General features: G+C 49.5%; 13 protein-coding genes. 9 read left to right on the forward strand and 4 right to left on the reverse strand.

Annotated elements, in window-relative coordinates; genetic code table 11:
- The 4 genes from J5A66_RS04620 (at nucleotide 1) to J5A66_RS04635 (ending at nucleotide 5,874) form a co-directional block, all read left to right on the forward strand.
- Nucleotides 1-645 carry an ATP-binding cassette domain-containing protein gene (locus J5A66_RS04620; protein WP_211791294.1) on the forward strand — a complete coding sequence of 215 codons (645 nt, stop codon included), beginning with the start codon at nucleotides 1-3 and terminating at the stop codon, nucleotides 643-645.
- Complete coding sequence (locus tag J5A66_RS04625) at nucleotides 642-1,838, forward strand: ABC transporter permease (RefSeq protein ID WP_211791295.1); 1,197 nt, start codon at nucleotides 642-644, stop codon at nucleotides 1,836-1,838. The genes J5A66_RS04620 and J5A66_RS04625 overlap by 4 nt, the downstream gene beginning before the upstream one ends.
- A gap of 356 nt (nucleotides 1,839-2,194) precedes the next feature.
- The gene (recJ, locus tag J5A66_RS04630; RefSeq protein WP_211791296.1) at nucleotides 2,195-3,943 is read left to right on the forward strand and encodes a single-stranded-DNA-specific exonuclease RecJ; all 1,749 of its coding nucleotides are present in this window, start codon (nucleotides 2,195-2,197) and stop codon (nucleotides 3,941-3,943) included.
- 26 nt (nucleotides 3,944-3,969) lie between these two features.
- On the forward strand, nucleotides 3,970-5,874 hold the full coding sequence (locus J5A66_RS04635) for an ATP-dependent DNA helicase RecQ (protein ID WP_211791297.1): 1,905 nt from the start codon (nucleotides 3,970-3,972) through the stop codon (nucleotides 5,872-5,874).
- A 597-nt stretch (nucleotides 5,875-6,471) separates the two neighbouring features.
- On the opposite strand, the gene J5A66_RS04640 is transcribed toward J5A66_RS04635, so the two are convergent.
- Together J5A66_RS04640 and tsaA are read right to left on the reverse strand one after the other, a co-directional pair.
- Nucleotides 6,472-7,266: a GEVED domain-containing protein gene (locus J5A66_RS04640; RefSeq protein WP_211791298.1), complete on the reverse strand. Its 795-nt coding sequence runs from the start codon at nucleotides 7,264-7,266 to the stop codon at nucleotides 6,472-6,474.
- Nucleotides 7,267-7,440: 174 nt separating this feature from the next.
- Nucleotides 7,441-8,118 (reverse strand): tRNA (N6-threonylcarbamoyladenosine(37)-N6)-methyltransferase TrmO, encoded by a 678-nt coding sequence (gene tsaA, locus J5A66_RS04645; RefSeq protein ID WP_211791299.1) that lies wholly within the window; start codon nucleotides 8,116-8,118, stop codon nucleotides 7,441-7,443.
- Between the two features lie 247 nt (nucleotides 8,119-8,365).
- Here tsaA and J5A66_RS04650 point away from each other — a divergent pair, with 247 nt between their 5' ends.
- The 5 genes from J5A66_RS04650 to carB all read left to right on the forward strand — a co-directional run bounded on the left by J5A66_RS04650 (nucleotide 8,366) and on the right by carB (nucleotide 15,855).
- Nucleotides 8,366-9,160: a polysaccharide biosynthesis/export family protein gene (locus J5A66_RS04650; RefSeq protein ID WP_211791300.1), complete on the forward strand. Its 795-nt coding sequence runs from the start codon at nucleotides 8,366-8,368 to the stop codon at nucleotides 9,158-9,160.
- Nucleotides 9,161-9,266: 106 nt separating this feature from the next.
- Complete coding sequence (locus J5A66_RS04655; RefSeq protein ID WP_211791301.1) at nucleotides 9,267-11,150, forward strand: amidophosphoribosyltransferase; 1,884 nt, start codon at nucleotides 9,267-9,269, stop codon at nucleotides 11,148-11,150.
- A gap of 100 nt (nucleotides 11,151-11,250) precedes the next feature.
- Complete coding sequence (locus J5A66_RS04660) at nucleotides 11,251-11,394, forward strand: hypothetical protein (RefSeq protein ID WP_211791302.1); 144 nt, start codon at nucleotides 11,251-11,253, stop codon at nucleotides 11,392-11,394.
- Between the two features lie 136 nt (nucleotides 11,395-11,530).
- Nucleotides 11,531-12,610 carry a glutamine-hydrolyzing carbamoyl-phosphate synthase small subunit gene (gene carA, locus J5A66_RS04665; protein ID WP_211791303.1) on the forward strand — a complete coding sequence of 360 codons (1,080 nt, stop codon included), beginning with the start codon at nucleotides 11,531-11,533 and terminating at the stop codon, nucleotides 12,608-12,610.
- Between the two features lie 14 nt (nucleotides 12,611-12,624).
- Entirely contained in the window at nucleotides 12,625-15,855 is a 3,231-nt protein-coding gene (gene carB, locus J5A66_RS04670) for a carbamoyl-phosphate synthase (glutamine-hydrolyzing) large subunit (protein WP_211791304.1), read from the forward strand.
- A 756-nt stretch (nucleotides 15,856-16,611) separates the two neighbouring features.
- On the opposite strand, the gene J5A66_RS04675 is transcribed toward carB, so the two are convergent.
- Together J5A66_RS04675 and J5A66_RS04680 are read right to left on the reverse strand one after the other, a co-directional pair.
- Nucleotides 16,612-16,782, reverse strand: coding sequence for a hypothetical protein (locus J5A66_RS04675; RefSeq protein ID WP_211791305.1), 171 nt, complete (start codon nucleotides 16,780-16,782; stop codon nucleotides 16,612-16,614).
- Nucleotides 16,783-17,183: 401 nt separating this feature from the next.
- Nucleotides 17,184-18,650 carry a glycoside hydrolase family 125 protein gene (locus J5A66_RS04680; RefSeq protein WP_211791306.1) on the reverse strand — a complete coding sequence of 489 codons (1,467 nt, stop codon included), beginning with the start codon at nucleotides 18,648-18,650 and terminating at the stop codon, nucleotides 17,184-17,186.
- Nucleotides 18,651-18,787 lie beyond the last annotated feature (137 nt).

Below are 18,787 nucleotides of genomic sequence, written 5' to 3' on the forward strand. Positions count from 1 at the left end.
ATGAACAAGATACACCTTCATCATGTCCTGCCACAGGTATTTGCGTCGGTAGCCCATCTGAATTCCGAACTCTGGCAACGCGATGTGGTCTTTGAGAAAGGCCGTCTCTATCTCCTCGAGGCTGAGAGCGGAAAGGGAAAGAGCACTTTTTGCAGTTATCTCATGGGCTATCGCAACGACTATGCCGGTAGCATTCGATTCGATGAGACCGACATCCGCCAATTCCGAATGAAAGATTGGACGACGATTCGCACCTTGCATGTGGCGCATTTGTTTCAAGAACTGCGCCTCTTTCCCGAGCTCACCGCCATGGAGAACGTAGAAATCAAGAACCGACTCACGCGCCGGAAGTCGCGTCGGGAGATTCTCCTTTGGTTCGAGCAGCTCGGTATCGCTGACAAAGCAGAGACGCTCGTCTCTCGGATGTCTTACGGTCAGCAGCAACGCGTAGCCTTGTTGCGCGCCTTGGTGCAGCCCTTCGACTTCCTCATCGCCGACGAACCCATTAGTCATCTCGACGATCACAACGCCCGCCTCATGGCCCACCTTCTGCTGACCGAAGTTCGTACCCAGGGAGCTGGCCTCATTGCTACGAGCATCGGTAAACATTTGCCCTTGCCTTACGAAAAAACGCTGAAACTATGAAATTGCTTTGGAAGCTGCTTCGTCAGCACATCAGTCTGCCTCAGTTGACAGGCTTTTTCTTCGCCAATCTTTTCGGCACGGCTATCGTGCTGTTGGGTTGGCAGTTTTATTGCGATGTCGTACCCGTATTCACCTCGGCCGACAGCTTTATGAAGGCTGATTATCTTGTGGTGAGCAAGAAAATAGGCCTCGCTGGTGCGTCGGCCTCTCCCTCCTCGGGATTCGCGATTGAGGAGGAGGATAGCCTCTGTGCACAACCCTTCGTAGGTAGGATGGGCCATTTTACCTCTGCTGCCTACCAGACCGAGGCCTCGATGTGGGTCAATGGCACAAGGATTCTCAACTCCGAACTCTTCTTCGAGAGTCTACCCGATGACTTCGTCGACGCTTCTCCCTCTGTTTGGCACTACACGCCTGGCAGTAGCGAGGTGCCCGTCATTCTGCCTCGCAGCTATATAACAATGTACAACTTCGGTTTTGCCCAGAGCCACTCGCTGCCTAAAATTAGCGAAGGTCTCGTTTCGCTCATTGATTTCCGCATCTTCATCCGCGGCGACAAAGAAACGGGGCAGTTCCGCGGTCGCGTTATCGGTTTCTCTTCTAAGCTCAATACTATCCTTGTGCCGCAGGCGTTCATGGATTGGAGCAACCGCCGCTTCTCCACCGGTGCACCGACGGAACCGCTCCGCCTCATCTTCGAGCCTCGCAATCCGGCCGACGAGCGAATCTCGGCCTATCTCGACACTCACGGTTATGACCTGGAAGATCCCAATCTCGATGCCGAAAAGACGTCTCATTTTCTCAGGCTCATCGTTTCGATGGTCATGACGGTGGGCGGCATCATCTCCGTTCTCAGCTTCTACGTCCTGCTACTCAGCATTTATCTGTTGGTAGAGAAGAACGCTTCGAAGCTCAAGACGCTTTTGCTGCTGGGCTACAGTCCTGCTCGTGTGGCTTTGCCTTATCAACTACTATCGGTCGGACTCAATCTAACTGTTCTGCTGCTTAGTCTTCTGATTCTGCTCCTTGTCCGCACTCGCTACATTCATCTCCTCGAGACACTCTTTCCCGACCTTCCGCAAGGCTCTGCCGCTCCTGCGATTCTCGTGGGATTAGCTCTTTTTCTGCTGGTCACGGTAATGAATGCGACGATTATTCGGCGAAAGATTGTGAGAAGCAGAGGCATTTTTTAGAAGTGAAAGATGTGAAGGAGTGAAAGGAATGAAGATTTTTAGGAATGAAGACTGATGTCTTGTTTATTTTAATTGTTCACAAAATTCGAGCGATTTCCTACCCCTGCACAGTGTGAGGATTAACGATCCGCTGAATTTTGCACTCCGTCGTTCTGCATACGTCTTCGACAGAAAACCCTCGACATTGTGATAGCTTGTAGATGTTATATGGAAAAGGAGGAAACGGAAGGTGAGGGATCAATTTTAGGCTTCTGTGTGTCGGTTTTTCATAAGATATTCGTAATTTTACACGCCAAAGAAACCTTGTTAAGAAGGAGGGAGACCTCTCCGCAGGGTGAAGAATTAAAAAGAAAATCATGCACTTTAAATGGAAATACGAACTGCCTACACTGGCTGAAGAACAGGCTGGCGAAGAACTGAGCGAGAAACTCAATATGAGTGCTGTGCTGGGGAGAGTGCTCATTCGCAGAGGCATCACTACAGAGAGTGCGGCTAAACGGTTCTTCCGTCCACAGCTCAACGATATTCTCAACCCTTTCTTGATGAAAGATATGGATGTGGCTGTGGATAGGCTTAATGATGCTATGGGACGCAAGGAGCGCATCCTGATCTATGGAGATTACGACGTGGACGGATGCACAGCGGTAGCGTTGGTTTATCGATTTCTGCAACAATTCTATTCGAATATTGAGTATTACATCCCCAATCGCTACGAAGAAGGGTACGGGGTGAGCAAGAAGGGCATCGACTATGCACACCAGGCAGGGGTGAAGCTGATTATTATTCTCGACTGTGGTATCAAGGCTGTGGAGGAAATAGGATATGCCAAATCGTTAGGCATCGATTTTATTATCTGCGATCATCATGTGCCAGACGAGGTAATGCCGCCCGCCGTGGCCGTGCTTAACCCGAAAAGAGCCGATGATAGCTATCCGTTTAAGCATCTCTGCGGTTGCGGCGTGGGCTTCAAGTTGATGCAGGCGTTTGCCAAAAATAATGGAATTCCTTTTTCGAGGCTTATTCCGCTGCTCGACCTCTGCGCCGTGAGCATTGCGGCGGACATCGTTCCGGTAGTAGAAGAAAACCGCATCTTGGCTTATCACGGACTCAAACAGCTGAACCAAAACCCGAGCATCGGACTGAAGGCGATTATCGACATCTGTGGACTGGCTGAGCGGGACCTGTCGATGAGCGACATTGTCTTTAAAATTGGGCCGCGGATCAACGCTTCGGGTAGGATGGAAAATGGTAAGAAGAGTGTAGACTTGCTCGTGGAGAAGGACTATAATGTGGCACTGCAAAATGCCAAACACATTGATGAGTATAACGAGCAACGAAAGGATATCGACAAACAGATGACCGAGGAAGCGAATTCGATTGTAGCCCGGCTCGAGAGTCAGAAGCACCGCTCGAGTATTGTGCTCTATGATGAGAATTGGAAGAAGGGCGTTATCGGTATCGTTGCTTCCCGACTAACGGAGATTTATTTTCGACCGACGGTGGTGATCACCCGCGACGGCGAGTTTGCCACAGGGTCGGCACGCAGTGTAATGGGCTTTGACATCTATGCCGCCATTAAAAGTTGTCGCGATTTGCTGATCAACTTCGGCGGACATACCTATGCTGCAGGACTTACGATGAGATGGAGTGACATTCCGGTGTTTCTCGAACGATTCCACAACTATGTAGATAGCCATATCATGCCCGAACAGACCGAAGCGACGTTGCATATCGACGAGCTACTCGATTTCAAGGACATCACCAAGAAACTGCATCATGATTTGAAGAAATTCGCGCCTTTCGGGCCCGGCAATCAAAAGCCCCGATTCTGTACGACGGGCGTTTACGATTACGGAACGAGCAAGGTGGTGGGACGCGAGCAGGAGCATATCAAACTCGAGTTGATCGACTCGAAATCAAGCAACGTGGTCAACGGCATCGCTTTCGGACAGAGTGCATCGGCGCGTTACATCAAGTCGAAGCGCAGTTTTGATATCGCTTATACGATAGAGGATAATGTTTTCCGGCACAACGCAATACAATTGCAGATAGAAGACATCCGGCTCACGGAGGCAGAAGATGCCGAGGCGTGCTGGAGACTGTAGTTTGTCGGAAGGAGAATCAAAAAGACATGGCGATCGATCGATTCAAAGAAAAATTGCGTGAATACTGGGGCTATCCCGATTTCCGCGGTATTCAGCGAAACATTATCGAAAGCATTGCGCAGGGGCGAGACACGTTAGGACTGATGCCGACAGGCGGAGGAAAATCTATTACGTTTCAAGTTCCGGCACTGGTGATGAGCGGCGTGTGTATCGTTATCACGCCGCTCATTGCGTTGATGAAAGATCAGGTGGATCATTTGCGACAGAAAGGCATTCGGGCCGCAGCCATCTACTCGGGTATGTCGCGGAGCGAGATCGTTGCAACGCTTGAAAACTGCATCTTCGGCGGCGTGAAACTGCTTTATGTTTCGCCCGAACGGCTCGCTTCCGATTTCTTTAAAATCAAACTCCGACACATGAAAGTGAGTTTCATCACGGTGGATGAAGCTCACTGCATCAGTCAGTGGGGTTACGATTTCCGTCCTTCTTATCTTGCCATCGCCGAGATACGCAAACTCAAACCCGAAGTGGCCGTGCTCGCTCTCACAGCAACAGCCACGCCGAGGGTGATAGGCGATATCCAGAGGAAATTGCAATTCCGTGTGGAGAATGTGTTTCGGATGGATTTCGGACGCAAGAATTTGGCTTACATCGTGCGTCAAACGTCTAACAAGAGCGCACAACTGCGGCGAATCTTAAATGCCGTTAGCGGGTCGGCTATTGTCTATGTGCGCAGCAGACGGCGGACGAAGGAAATCTCCGACTATCTCAACTCCATCCACATTCCTGCCACTTTCTATCACGCCGGATTAGAACCGACCGTGAAAAATCTTCGACAAAACATGTGGCAGCAGAATGAAGTGCGCGTCATGGTGGCCACGAATGCCTTCGGAATGGGAATCGACAAACCTGATGTCCGCGTGGTGGTGCATGTAGATAGTCCCGATTCGATTGAGGCCTACTTCCAGGAAGCCGGCAGAGCAGGCCGAGATGGACAGAAGGCTTATGCCGTATTGTTGTGGGAAGAAGTTGATAAGAGCAAGCTCAACAAGCGAGTGGCCCATCATTTTCCCGACAAAGAATATATTAAAGGTGTGTATGAAGATCTGGCCTACTACTATCAAATCGGTGTGGCCAGTGGTGCCGGTCACTCGTTTCTCTTCGACATCGAAAAGTTTTGCCACACCTTTAAGCACTTTCCCATACAGGTGAACGCCGCTTTGCACCTTTTAGACCGTTCGGGCTATCTGCATTATCATACCGACCCGGACGGAAAAGCCCGATTGAAGTTCCTCTTAGAGCGAGACGAACTCTACCGACTCGAGAATAGACCGGCCCAAGAAGATGCCGTCATCACAAGTCTTCTGCGTTGTTACTGCGGCATGTTCAGCGATTATGTCTACATCGAAGAAGCCCTCGTAGCCCAGGAGGCTGGTCTGAACACGCATCAGGTGTACGTCGTACTGAAGAATCTTGCCCAGCAGCACATCATCCGATTCATCCCCCAGCGCAAAACACCCATCATTACCTATCTGCGCAACCGAGTGGACGGAGAGCGGGTGGTCATCCCCAAAGAGGTTTACGAAGATCGGAAAGAACAATTATCTCAGCGCATCGCCAGTATGCTGGCCTATATTTCCGAGGGAACGATATGCCGCAGTAGGCAATTGCTGCGCTATCTGGGTGAAGAATGCGAGGAAGACTGCGGACAGTGCGATGTGTGTTTGGCTCGTTCGAGCGAGAAAACTACTGACGCGACCGCCACGCATGCCCAAGAACTGATTCTTCGATTGCTGGCCGACGGACAACATCACTCCCTTGAAGAGCTCTATACCCTGCCACTTCGGAAAGACGACTTGACTGATGCCCTGGAATATCTTCTGAACGAGGACGAACTGATGATCGAGGGAAATTCTATTTTCAAAGCTTAGGAGGTGCTTCCACCGATCATTTATTCTAACCATTCAACCGAATGGTCTGCTTTCATAATTTATTTTTCCGCCGTGGAGCTTCATTTGATGCTTTCATAAATTATTTTTCCGCCGCGGAGTCTCATTTGATGCTTTCATAAAATATTTTTCCACCGCGGAGCTTCATTTGATGCTTTCATAAATTATTTTTCCACCGCGGAGCTTCATTTGATGCTTTCATAAAATATTTTTCCACCGCGGAGTCTCATTTGATGCTTTCATAAAATATTTTTCCACCGCGGAGAGCCCACGCGTGTCTCCATACTTTATTTTTGCAAAAGCTAAGCTTTCGCACCGTAAAAGCTAAGAGAATGGAGAGCGTTTTCTTAGCTTTTGCAGTTCGATCTCTTAGCTTTTGCAATGATGTCTCTTCGTTCCTGCAAATCCGGCTCTTCGACTTTGAAAAGTCGCCTTTTCACTTTTGTAAATTCAACGATGAAAAGAAAAAATCCCGATGCCTTCTTGCGGCACCGGGATTGGTCTCAATCTACATGATTGCCTTGCTGCCATCACAACAGCGATGCAATGCGAAACATCTCTTAAATTCAGGACAACATATTATGGGTTCACAATTTTCTTACCGTTGACAATGTAGATGCCTTTGGGCAAGTCTTTGACAGGCGTGTTGAGCCGAACGCCACTCAGGGTGTACACCTCGTCCGTTTGTGCTGCCGTGTCGGAAGTTTTCACGTGGTCGATAGCATTTACTACGGTCACTTCGACGCCGAAGTCGTGCATCGAACCGGCATAACCCACCGAATTGCACATGTCGAGCGCAGGAGCATGTCCGCCTGCATAACCGTCGCCATCGCACAGGATGCGCATCCTACTCTTGCCGGCCTTTGCGTCGGCAGGTACGTTCACGGTGAATTGATGCTGCACCACGCCCCGATGACCTAAGCTCGACTGTTGCGCTCTGCGCCAATTGGTATCGGCATAGGTCGAGGCGTAGATGGGGTTCCAAGATGAAGTGGCCTCGGTGATGGCTGTACCCGGCGTGGAGAAAGCACGTTGAATGTCTTCGAAACTGCCATCGCCATCCCAGTCGAAACCTATCTGAATGTCCCACGTCCAAATGCCCGAACGCACGTCGAGAAGAAGTTTCTCGCCCGGTGCGGTCTTAAAAGACTGTTCGTCCTGCAACCAGTTGTAAGCATTTTTGCAGGGTCCATCGGTGTAAGAAAGCAGCGTTGTTCCGCCCGACGTTACCACTAAGCTATAGAAAGACTGGCTTGCGGCATGTGCAAAATTGGCCGGATTGGTCTTCGAGGGTTGACAATAAGTTTGTGCCTGTACCTGTGCCACTGACGAAATAAGGAGAGCAACTCCTCCGAAAAGTGTAGAAATTTTCATCGCTTTTTGAATTAAGATGATTGATAAAGTTAGTAAAATTCGCAACACAAAGGTATAAAGATATTCCAACGTGGACAAAATAAAAGCTGAAAATCTTTGTTTTCAGGCCGATTTCCAGACGGAAACACGCTCGGTTGAGGCCGTTATCTTGCGTGTGCGGTAGAAATTAGGCCTTCAGCCCACGATTTCTGTGACGGTGAGCACGCCGTCTTGTGAAACGCTGAAACGGATGTCTACCCCTTGAAAAGGCATGCCGTAGATCTTTGTCGGACTGCTTTGATAATGTGGACGAGGGTCTAATTCCAGCACGCCTCGCAGCACTTCCTGCTCCTCTGCTGTGAAGTAGGGAGACATATCTGCCTCGAAACGTACCTCGAGCCGACGAATCGCATGACGATCCACAAATCCGCATCGCACTCCTACATGACTGTCGGCATAGGATAGATAAGGTTTGATGTCGAAGATGGGCGTCCCATTCATCAAATCGGCCCCCAGGACGTGAATCACTGGTCCCTGCATGCTCTGCCACTCGATGCGTTCAATCCGAACGGAAGACAAGCCTAAACCATTCGGTCGGAAAGGCGAACGCGAAGCAAACACGCCCACTCGCTCGTTTCCGCCTAACAATGGCGGGCGAACCACCAGGCTATTGGTCGGCTGCACGTTGGCCGAGAACGCCCAAATGAGCCAAATGAAATCGAAACCCTCCAGTCCGCGTAGCGCATCTCTGCTGCGATAGGCAGGTTCGAAGACAATTTTTCCGCGCAAATCTTCTACTAATCCGCTTTGTTTAGGAATGCCGAACTTAGAAGAAAAGGGCGAATGAAAATGGGCAATGGGTTGAATTTGCATCGTTATCTTGATTGATTGCCGCAAAGATAACACATTCTGCCCGGGAGAACAACGGCTTATTGCCATTTGTTGCCTTGTAAAGGTGGCCGGAATAAAACGGATAAAGATTTGTGGAATCAAAAAATAAGCAGTACTTTTGCAAGTGCAAGCCGCGACTGGAGAACCCTGAGCAAAGCTTGAAATCCTTGGCATACGTTACTTTTCAATAGATTGAAAATATCCAGATTACGTTTTAGATAAAGAAAAGATGAAGAAGATACTGATTCCTTTTATCTTGTTGGCAGCCGTGTTGCTCACGGGAAGCTGCGGAGGAAGTAAGAGAGTGGTGTATTTCCAGAACATCGATACCCTGAGTTTGGCTGCATCTAAAGGGCAGCATGACACCAAAATCATGCCCAAAGATCAGCTCTCCATTACTGTCGTTACAACCGACCCAGCAGCTTCGGCTCCCTTTAACCTCACCGTAAACGGGACTGTGGGCACACGAGGACAACTCAATTCGGCATCCAATTTGCAAGACTATGCTGTGGATAACGACGGAAATATCGAGTTCCCCATCGTAGGCAAACTGCATGTAGCCGGTCTGACGAAAAAGCAATGCCAAGACCTGATTAAAGAAAAAATCTCCTCTTATCTCTCAGCCACCGAAAAACCGATCGTCACGGTGCGGATGTCGAGCTTCCATGTAACGGTGTTGGGCGAAGTGAACAGTTCTTCTGTCATCCCCGTCACCACAGAGAAGATGAGCATCATCGAGGCTATTGCACAGGCTGGCGACCTCACCTTATACGGTAAACGCGACAACGTGATGCTCATCAGAGAGGATGCCGACGGGCACAAGTCGGTACATCGACTCAACTTGAAGGATGCTAACCTCATTAATTCGCCCTACTATTATTTGCAGCAGAACGACATCGTCTACGTCGAACCCATCGCAGCCAAGGCCAATAGTGCTCAGGTATCGGTCTCGACAAGCATTTGGGTGGGCTTGGCAAGTTCGATATTGTCGCTGGCTTCTTTGATTGTGGGATTAACGAGATAAACGTGTTGAGGGATGTTTTGCAGCATCCCTCAACTTGTACTCATACTGCTTGCAGCACCTATATAAGTATTTTTCAACCGGTAGAACTCGATACGAAAACATTAGAATGGAACCCTTGAAGCATGAGTGCGGTGTGGCGATGATCAGATTGCTCAAGCCGCTGGAATACTATCAACAGAAATACGGCACGTGGATGTACGGGCTCAACAAACTCTATCTGATGATGGAGAAGCAGCACAACCGCGGACAGGAAGCTGCGGGCATGGCTTGCGTGAAGCTCGAGACGCAGCCTGGACACGAATACATGTTTCGCGAACGGGCCGAGGGTAGCAATGCCATCACCGAAATCTTCGCACGAGTGCAGCGGGAGTTTGCCAAGGTGGGAGCGGAAGAGCTCGCCGATGCCGACTTTGCTCAACACACGCTGCCCTTTGCCGGGCGACTCTACATGGGACATCTACGCTATTCTACCACAGGAAAGAGCGGACTCTCTTATGTGCATCCTTTCTTGCGCCGCAACAACTGGCGGGCGAAGAACCTCAGTCTGTGTGGCAACTTCAATATGACCAACATCGAGGAGATTTTTCATCGACTCACGCAGCAGGGACAGAGTCCGCGCATCTACAGCGACAGCTACATCATGCTCGAATTGATGGGCCACCGATTGGACCGCGAGGTGGAACGCAACTTTGTAGCGGCGCAGGCGCAAGGGTTGACCGACACCGACATCACGCGATATATCGAAGACCACGTCGACGTGGCCAACGTATTGAAGACTACGATGACCCACTTTGACGGCGGCTACGTGGTGTGCGGCATCACCGGTAGCGGCGAATTCTTCTCCATGCGCGACCCCTGGGGCATTCGTCCGGCTTTCTATTATCGCAATGATGAGGTGGTTGCTTTGGCCAGCGAACGACCCGTACTGCAAACGACCTTCGCCATCGAGCGCGACGAGGTGAAGGAACTCGAGCCTGGAACTGCCCTCATCGTCCGGCGTAATGGCGACTGTCGCATCGAACGCATCATCGAACAGCGGGGCGACAGCTCGTGTTCGTTCGAACGGATCTACTTCAGTCGTGGGTCGGATGCCGACATCTACCGCGAGCGAAAAAAACTGGGTGAGCAGCTTACTGACACCATCCTCCGCGCTGTCGACTACGACACGCGCCACACCGTTCTGTCTTTCATTCCCAATACGGCCGAGGTGGCGTTCTACGGGATGGTCGACGGGTTCAAACGATACATCCGCCGGCAGCAAACTCACCGCATCCAGGAGCTGGGCCACTCGCCCTCGGCAGAAGAGATCGCCGACATTCTCCGGGAAGACGTCCGACTGGAGAAAGTGGCCTGGAAAGACATCAAGCTACGCACCTTCATCGCCGAGGGCAACTCACGCAACGACCTCGCCTCGCATGTCTACGACATCACCTACGAAAGCATCCGCCCCGGCGAAGACAACCTTGTGGTGATCGACGACAGCATCGTGCGCGGCACCACCCTCCAACGTAGCATCCTCCGCATACTCAATCGCCTGCACCCCCGCCGAATCATCATTGTAAGCAGCGCGCCCCAAATCCGCTACCCCGACTATTACGGCATCGACATGCCCCGACTGGAAGAGTTCTGCGTGTTCCGGGCCACCGTCGCGCTGCTCAAAGAGCGTGGCTTGCACACCCTTATCGACGATATATATAAAGAATGTGTAGCTGAACTGAAGAAGTCGGCCGCTGAGATGCAAAACTGTGTGCGAGCCCTCTACAAACCTTTCACCGTGGAGGAAATCAACGAGAAGATTGTCGAGATGCTCCGTCCGCAAGGCGTTGCCACGCCCATCGAACTGGTCTACCAGTCTATCGAAGGACTGCATCGCGCCATTTCCCATCACAAAGGCGACTGGTATTTCACGGGCAACTATCCCACGCCCGGCGGAACCCGTCTCTGCAACCAAGCCTTCGTCAATTACGTCGAGCGCGAACGACAAAAATGAGTAGGGCGAGTTTCCCGTCATCGTTTTTGAATGAAAATGGGAAAATGGGGCTTCCCAAACTTGGGAATCGAAAAAATACGACAATCAAGCTTTCCCAAACATGGGAAACCTGAAAAAAGTAGAAAACAACCTTTCCCAAACTTGGGAATCGAAAAAATACGACAATCAAGCTTTCCCAAACATGGGAAACCTGAAAAAAGTAGAAAACAACCTTTCCCAAACTTGGGAATCGAAAAAAATATAACAATCAGGCTTTCCCAAACATGGGAAACCCCGAAAAAGTAGAAAATAACCTTTCCCAAACTTGGGAATCGAAAAAAATATGACAATCAAGTCTTCCCAAATATGGGAAGCTCCAATCTCCTCAAAATCCTCAAAGAATGAGAAACGTAACATTAGTTCTGCAAGACGGTACCAAATTCCACGGCAAGTCGTTTGGTTACGATGCGCCTGTGGCAGGCGAAGTGGTTTTTAACACGGCCATGATGGGCTACCCTGAGAGTCTTACCGACCCTTCTTATGCCGGTCAGCTAGTAACGCTTACCTTTCCCTTGGTTGGCAACTACGGCGTTCCACCCTTCACCTTTGGCCCCGAAGGGCTACCCACGTTCATGGAGAGCGACCATATACACGCCTCGGCCATCATTGTGAGCGATTATAGCGAGCAATATAGCCACTGGAACGCTAACGAAAGCTTGGCCGAATGGCTTAAACGCGAACATGTATCTGGCATAACGGGCATCGATACACGCGAGCTTACCAAGGTTTTGCGCGAACATGGCGTGATGATGGGCCAAATAATCTTCGACGACGAACCTGAAAATATACCCCAAGCGCAGTACGAAGGCGTGAACTTTGTAGACCGTGTTAGCTGCAAAGAGATAATTGGCTATAACGAAGGGGCAGGAAAACGCGTTGTGTTGGTAGACTGCGGAGTGAAGGCAAACATCATTCGCAACCTCATCGAACGTGGTCTTGAAGTAGTGCGCGTGCCTTGGAATTACGACTATACTGGAATGGAATTCGACGGACTTTTCCTTGGAAACGGCCCTGGCGACCCCGATTTGTGCCAAGATGCAGTAAACATACTGCGCCAACAAATGAGCAAGAGCCGCAAACCCATCTGCGGAATTTGCATGGGCAACCAGCTTATGGCCAAGGCAGGCGGTGCTAACATCTATAAATTAAAGTACGGACACCGCTCGCACAACCAACCTGTGCGTATGGTGGGCACAGATAAATGCTACATTACGAGCCAAAACCACGGTTATGCCGTTGATGCTTCTACGCTTGATAAGGATTGGAGTGAGTTGTTCGTAAACATGAACGACGGCAGTAACGAAGGCGTGCGCCACAACACCAACCCATGGTTCACTTCCCAATTCCACCCTGAAGCCTGCTCAGGACCGGTCGATACGCTGTTTATGTTCGACCTTTTCGTGGAAAAACTCACCCTATAAAACCCCTTAGAAATATGAAAGACGAAAGCATAAAGAAAGTGTTGCTGCTGGGTTCCGGCGCATTGAAGATTGGCGAAGCGGGTGAATTCGACTACTCTGGCTCGCAAGCGCTCAAAGCCCTACGTGAAGAGGGCGTACAAACGGTGCTTATCAACCCCAACATCGCCACGGTGCAAACCTCTGAAGGCGTAGCCGACCAGATATATTTCCTACCCGTTCAGCCTTATTTCGTTGAAAGGGTTATCGAGAAAGAACGCCCCGACGGCATTCTCTTGGCCTTCGGTGGACAAACGGCACTTAACTGCGGTGTGGAACTTTACCAAAGTGGTGTGCTCGAAAAGTATGGCGTGAAAGTGCTGGGTACGCCCGTGCAAGCCATCATGGACACTGAAGACCGTGAGCTGTTTGTTGAAAAGCTGAATGAGATTAACGTCAAGACGATCAAGAGCGAGGCATGTTCCACCATCGAACAGGCACGTCGCGCTGCTGCTAATCTTGGCTATCCTGTTATCTTGCGCGCTGCTTACGCATTGGGCGGACTGGGCAGTGGCTTTTGCGACAATGAGGAAGAACTGAACAAATTGGCTGAGAAAGCATTCTCGTTCTCCTCACAAGTGCTGGTAGAGAAAAGTCTCAAGGGATGGAAAGAGATTGAATACGAAGTGGTACGCGACCGATACGACAATTGCATTACTGTCTGCAACATGGAGAATTTCGACCCGCTTGGTATCCATACGGGTGAAAGTATCGTTGTTGCTCCATCGCAAACGCTTAGCAATAGCGAATATCACAAGCTACGTGCACTCTCCATTAAGATTATCCGTCACATCGGAATCGTTGGCGAATGCAACGTTCAATATGCCTTCGACCCTAAGAGCGAAGACTATCGTGTTATCGAAGTGAACGCTCGCCTTAGTCGTTCATCAGCCCTTGCTTCAAAGGCCACAGGCTATCCGCTGGCTTTCGTTGCAGCCAAGTTGGGCATGGGCTACGGCCTTTTTGAGCTGAAGAACTCGGTTACAAAGACCACCAGCGCTTTTTTCGAGCCCGCACTCGACTACGTTGTCTGCAAGATACCACGCTGGGACTTGAGTAAGTTTCGCGGCGTAGACAAGGAATTAGGCTCGTCGATGAAGTCGGTTGGCGAGGTAATGGCCATCGGCCGAAACTTTGAAGAGGCCATTCAGAAGGGATTGCGCATGATTGGCCAAGGCATGCACGGCTTCGTTGAGAACAAGGAATTGAAGATTGACGACATTGATGCTGCCCTTCGCGAACCCACCGACAAGCGTGTGTTCATCATCTCAAAGGCCATGCACAAGGGATATACCATCGACCAAATACATGAGCTCACGAAGATTGACAAGTGGTTCTTGGAAAAACTGAAGCACATCATCGACATCGACGAGACCTTGCAACGATGCACCAGTGTGAACGTATTGGATAAGGAATTGTTGCGAACGGCAAAGGTGTATGGCTTTACCGACTTCCAAATTGCCCGCGCAGTGGGTCTTGAAAAGGAGATGGGCAACATGCACAAGGCTTCTTTGGTGGTGCGTAACTTGCGAAAGTCGTATGGCATTCTGCCTGTTGTGAAGCAGATTGATACGCTTGCAGCAGAATATCCCGCGCAAACCAACTACCTTTACCTCACCTATTCGGGTGTAGCGAGCGACATTCGCTTCGACAACGACCGTCGTTCTATCGTTGTTCTCGGCTCTGGTGCTTATCGTATCGGTTCTTCTGTAGAGTTCGACTGGTGCGGTGTGCAGGCCCTTAACACCATCCGACGCGAGGGTTATCGGTCGGTTATGATTAACTATAACCCCGAAACGGTGTCTACCGACTACGACATGTGCGACCGTCTGTACTTTGACGAGTTGACATTCGAACGCGTGATGGACGTTATCGACCTTGAAACGCCCAACGGTGTGATTGTGTCTACAGGTGGACAGATACCCAATAACCTGGCAATGAAGCTCGACGAGCAACACGTGCCTATACTTGGAACATCGGCAACAGACATTGATAACGCCGAAGACCGCGCCAAGTTCTCGTCTATGCTCACCCGAAACGGCATCAACCAACCCGAGTGGAGCGCGTTGACGTCAATGGATAAGATTAACGAATTCATCGATCGCGTGGGCTTCCCCGTGCTGGTTCGCCCCTCTTACGTGCTGTCGGGTGCGGCTATGAATGTTTGTTCAAACCGCGAAGAACTTGAACGCTTCCTGCAATTGGCCGCCAATGTCAGCGAAGACCACCCCGTAGTGGTGAGCCGATTCATCGAGCACGCTAAAGAAATAGAGATGGATGCCGTGGCCAAAGACGGTGAAATACTAGCCTACGCCATCAGCGAGCATATCGAGTTTGCTGGTGTTCACTCTGGCGACGCCACCATTCAGTTCCCCCCACAAAAGGTTTACATAGAAACGGTGCGCCGAATAAAGCGCGTTAGCCGACAGATTGCTAAGGAATTGCATATCTCGGGACCGTTTAACATCCAGTTTATGGCACGCGACAACGACCTGCTGGTTATCGAATGCAACTTGCGCGCCTCACGTTCGTTCCCCTTTGTAAGCAAAGTGCTTAAGCTGAACCTCATCGATTTGGCCACACGCGTTATGCTTGGCCTACCCGTTGAGAAGCCTAACAAAAACCTTTTCGACCTCGATTACGTGGGCATAAAGGCCTCGCAGTTCTCATTTAACCGTCTACAAAAGGCCGACCCCGTGTTGGGCGTCGACATGGCATCCACTGGCGAGGTGGGTTGTTTGGGCGACGACACCAATTCTGCCCTGCTTACAAGTATGCTTTCGGTGGGTCATCGCATCCCAAAGAAAACCGTTTTGCTCTCAACTGGCGGTGGAAAGCAAAAGGCCGAGATGCTAGATGCGGCCAAACGACTGGTGAACAACGGTTACGAATTGTATGCCACTAGCGGCACATCGCACTTCCTAACAGAGAACGGCATTGCCAACACCACCGTGTATTGGCCTACCGACGAGGGAATGGAACCCAAAGTGCTCGACGTGTTGCGTGAAAAGAAGATCGACATGGTGGTGAACATCCCCAAAGACCTCACTCCACGCGAACTTACCAACGGCTACAGCATACGCCGTGCAGCTATCGACCTCAATATCCCGCTTATCACCAACACGCGTTTGGCCAGTGCTTTCATCACTGCCTTTACCACCATGCGTGTCGAAGACATCGAGATTAAGGCGTGGTCGGAGTATAAATAGTCTCCTTCCTCGGCCTGTTCTTATTGCTAAATAAGTCTGTCAGTCTGTAGGGTAGGAGAGCGTTGGATTGAAGACTGTAGATCATATAGACTGAGTTGTCAGATGATCTACAGTCTTTTTTGTGTCCATCCAAACCTCTTTCTACCCTGTTCTTCTTACAGGATGGAATCGTTATGGCCAGAATGCTCTTGTTTCTTTTATAAAATGCATTCTCGATAGAGGATAAAAAGATGCGAATTCGGGATAAGTTAACAACTCTATATGGTTGTTACTCATTCCGAATTCGTATTCAATAAGATGTGGAAGCGAGAGGTTGCTTCCTGAGAAAGTCTTAATACCTCACATCTCCCCAAGGTTTTTCTTCCAAGGAAGTAAATTCTTCTTCATCTTCTTCTTCAAAGAAGCCAGGTTTAGCTGGTTTCGCTTTCTAACCCTGTCCTACCAACAGATCAATCCCAATGAGGTTGTTGATGAATTGAACGAACATACTCCTTACTCCTTCCCTCCTTACTACTCCTTTCTCATCTCTTAGCTCTTGCCCTGCGAAAGCTAAGAAAATGGAGTGCAAAAGTTAAGGAAATGCGATGCAAAAGCTAAGAGATGGCGCGGTGTATTTGTAAATTCTTGGGTATCAGCGTTTTAATCTTCTGCTTAAAAAGGAGTTTGTTGAGGGAAGGAATGGAAGTGATAGGCACAAAAAAGCCGTTGAAGTTAGAACTTCAACGGCTGTTCTCTCATTTTTCCTTTCGGCTCAAATTACATGTGAGCTGCGCTATCAGCAGCGGCGGTGTCTGCTGCTGCAGTGTCTACTGCTGCAGTATCAACAGCTGCGGTGTCAGCACCTGCACCCTGAGCGGTTTTGTTGTCCTTGCAAGATGCGAAAGAGATTGCTGCGATAGCTACGAAAGCCAAAACTAATTTTTTCATTTTCTTTGCTTTTTAAATCTGTAAAACGATCTTTGTTTATTAAAACACTGCAAAGGTAAGGGTTTTTCTCATATGCCGTTCTCTTTTTTATGGCTTTTTTTATCTTTACTTGTAACTTTTCTGTAACTATCTGTTAGTCAGTTATTTATGTATGGTAAATAAATGTTAAATATAGAATTCCTGTTTCATTGCTGCCTCTGTATCTATCATTTAACGGACTTTTTGAGAAGGCTTTCTTATCATGTTTCTACTATTTTTCTATTGAGAATTGGCCATAGAGAATGGCCAGTTGAGCTAATGGGGTACCAACAAAAGAGAACCTATAACGCAGATTGTGCGTATAGGTTCTCTTTTTGAATACAGTTACTCTTTGCCATGAATGCACAATGGCCAATTCTTCCTTATTTGTCTACATGGATGCTGTTGAGCAGGGGAGCCTTTCCGTCGTCTATGAGCTTGAGAATTAGTTCGCCGAAGAGCGTATTGGGCCAAGCAAACCAGGCACGAGTGTAGTTGGCGGCATCGTCTTTGTTGAACGATTCGTGCATAACGCCGGTGTTGCCGTCGGTCTGCATGAGCATGCGAATGCAACTTTCAATCTCTTTGTCGTTGGTGGCGGTGAAGGCTTTCATCATGATGCTCATCTGCCAAGGATAATTGGCACCGATGTGCGGACCACCAATGCCTTCGCCTGCCTTACCTCGGAAAAACCAAGGATTGTCTTCGCTCCAAACAAAACGGCGGGTATTTTGATAGATAGGGTCGTTCAGGGGGACATCGCCCATATATCCCAAGGCCAGCAGACTGGGCACGTTGGCATCGTCCATCAGTGTTCTTCCGCCGTATCCGTCTACCTCGAAAGCGTATATCTTTCCATATTTGGGATGGTCTGCCACGGCATATCGCTTCAAGGCCTCTGCCACTTCGTCGGCCAAGACCGAACATTGCTGGCTCAGAACCTCGTCGTTGTTCACTTTTGAGAGAATTTCTGCGGCTTTACGAAGCGATGATACGGCCATGAAGTTGGAGGGAATGAGGAACAACATCGTTGTGGCATCGTCTGAAGGACGAAAGGCGGAGGCGATGAGTCCCACCGGTCGTACGGGCGAACCATATCCGTCGCCGCCCAGAGTTTCGGTTTGCCGTGTTGTTTCGCGTTCAAAGCGATAGTTTCCAGGGCCCTCTTTGCGTTGTTGCTCTTTGAAAGTGGTGAGAATTTTTTGGATGGCGTTCAGCCACAGTTGACCAAAGATGGAGCCGTCGCCTGTGGCTAGCCAATATTGATAGGCCAAACGGATGGGGTAGCAGAGCGAGTCGATTTCGTATTTACGCTCGAATACCTCAGGTTGCATGTCGGTTTTGTCGGTGTGATGTCCTTCTCCCGTCGGTCCGTCGTTAAAAGCGTTGGCGTATGGGTCGATATTGATTTGTCGCAACTGTCGCAAAATCACTCCGCGGAGCATCGATTTGAGTTTTGGATCTTTGGAGGCCAGGCGCACGTAGGGAAATACTTGTGCTCCTGAGTCTCGAAGCCACATGGCAGGAATATCTCCCGTGTAGACGAAAGTGTCGTCTTCGCCATTCGTTTTTCTATAATGTACGGTGGTTTCTAAGGTGTTGGGAAAGCAGTTTTCGAACATCCAGGCCAGGTAATGGTTGTTTTTCAATAGTTTTTTAACTTCCTCAATTTTTTTATCTACGGCTTCCGAGCGGAACAATCGGTCTTTCACCTCCGGTCGTTTGGAGACATACAGGCGGGTGTTGTCGGCAATGGCTTTGATGTATTGCTCTCCGTAGAGCTTGTTTTCTTGTGCTTGTAATAGCGTGGGTAGCAGGAAAATAACTGCTGTGAAAAAGTTTTTTCTCATTTGTAAATAGGTTTTATTTGAGTTGATGTGTTGTTGTTGGGTAGCATTTGGGGGAAACTTCTGGTGCGAAGTAAAGGGTAGAGGGCACGAAAAAGATTTTTCTATTGTGATTTAAAGCAAGCAAAACATTTGTCGTC

The organism is Prevotella sp. oral taxon 475 (assembly GCF_018127805.1).
In the GTDB taxonomy this organism is placed as follows: domain Bacteria; phylum Bacteroidota; class Bacteroidia; order Bacteroidales; family Bacteroidaceae; genus Prevotella.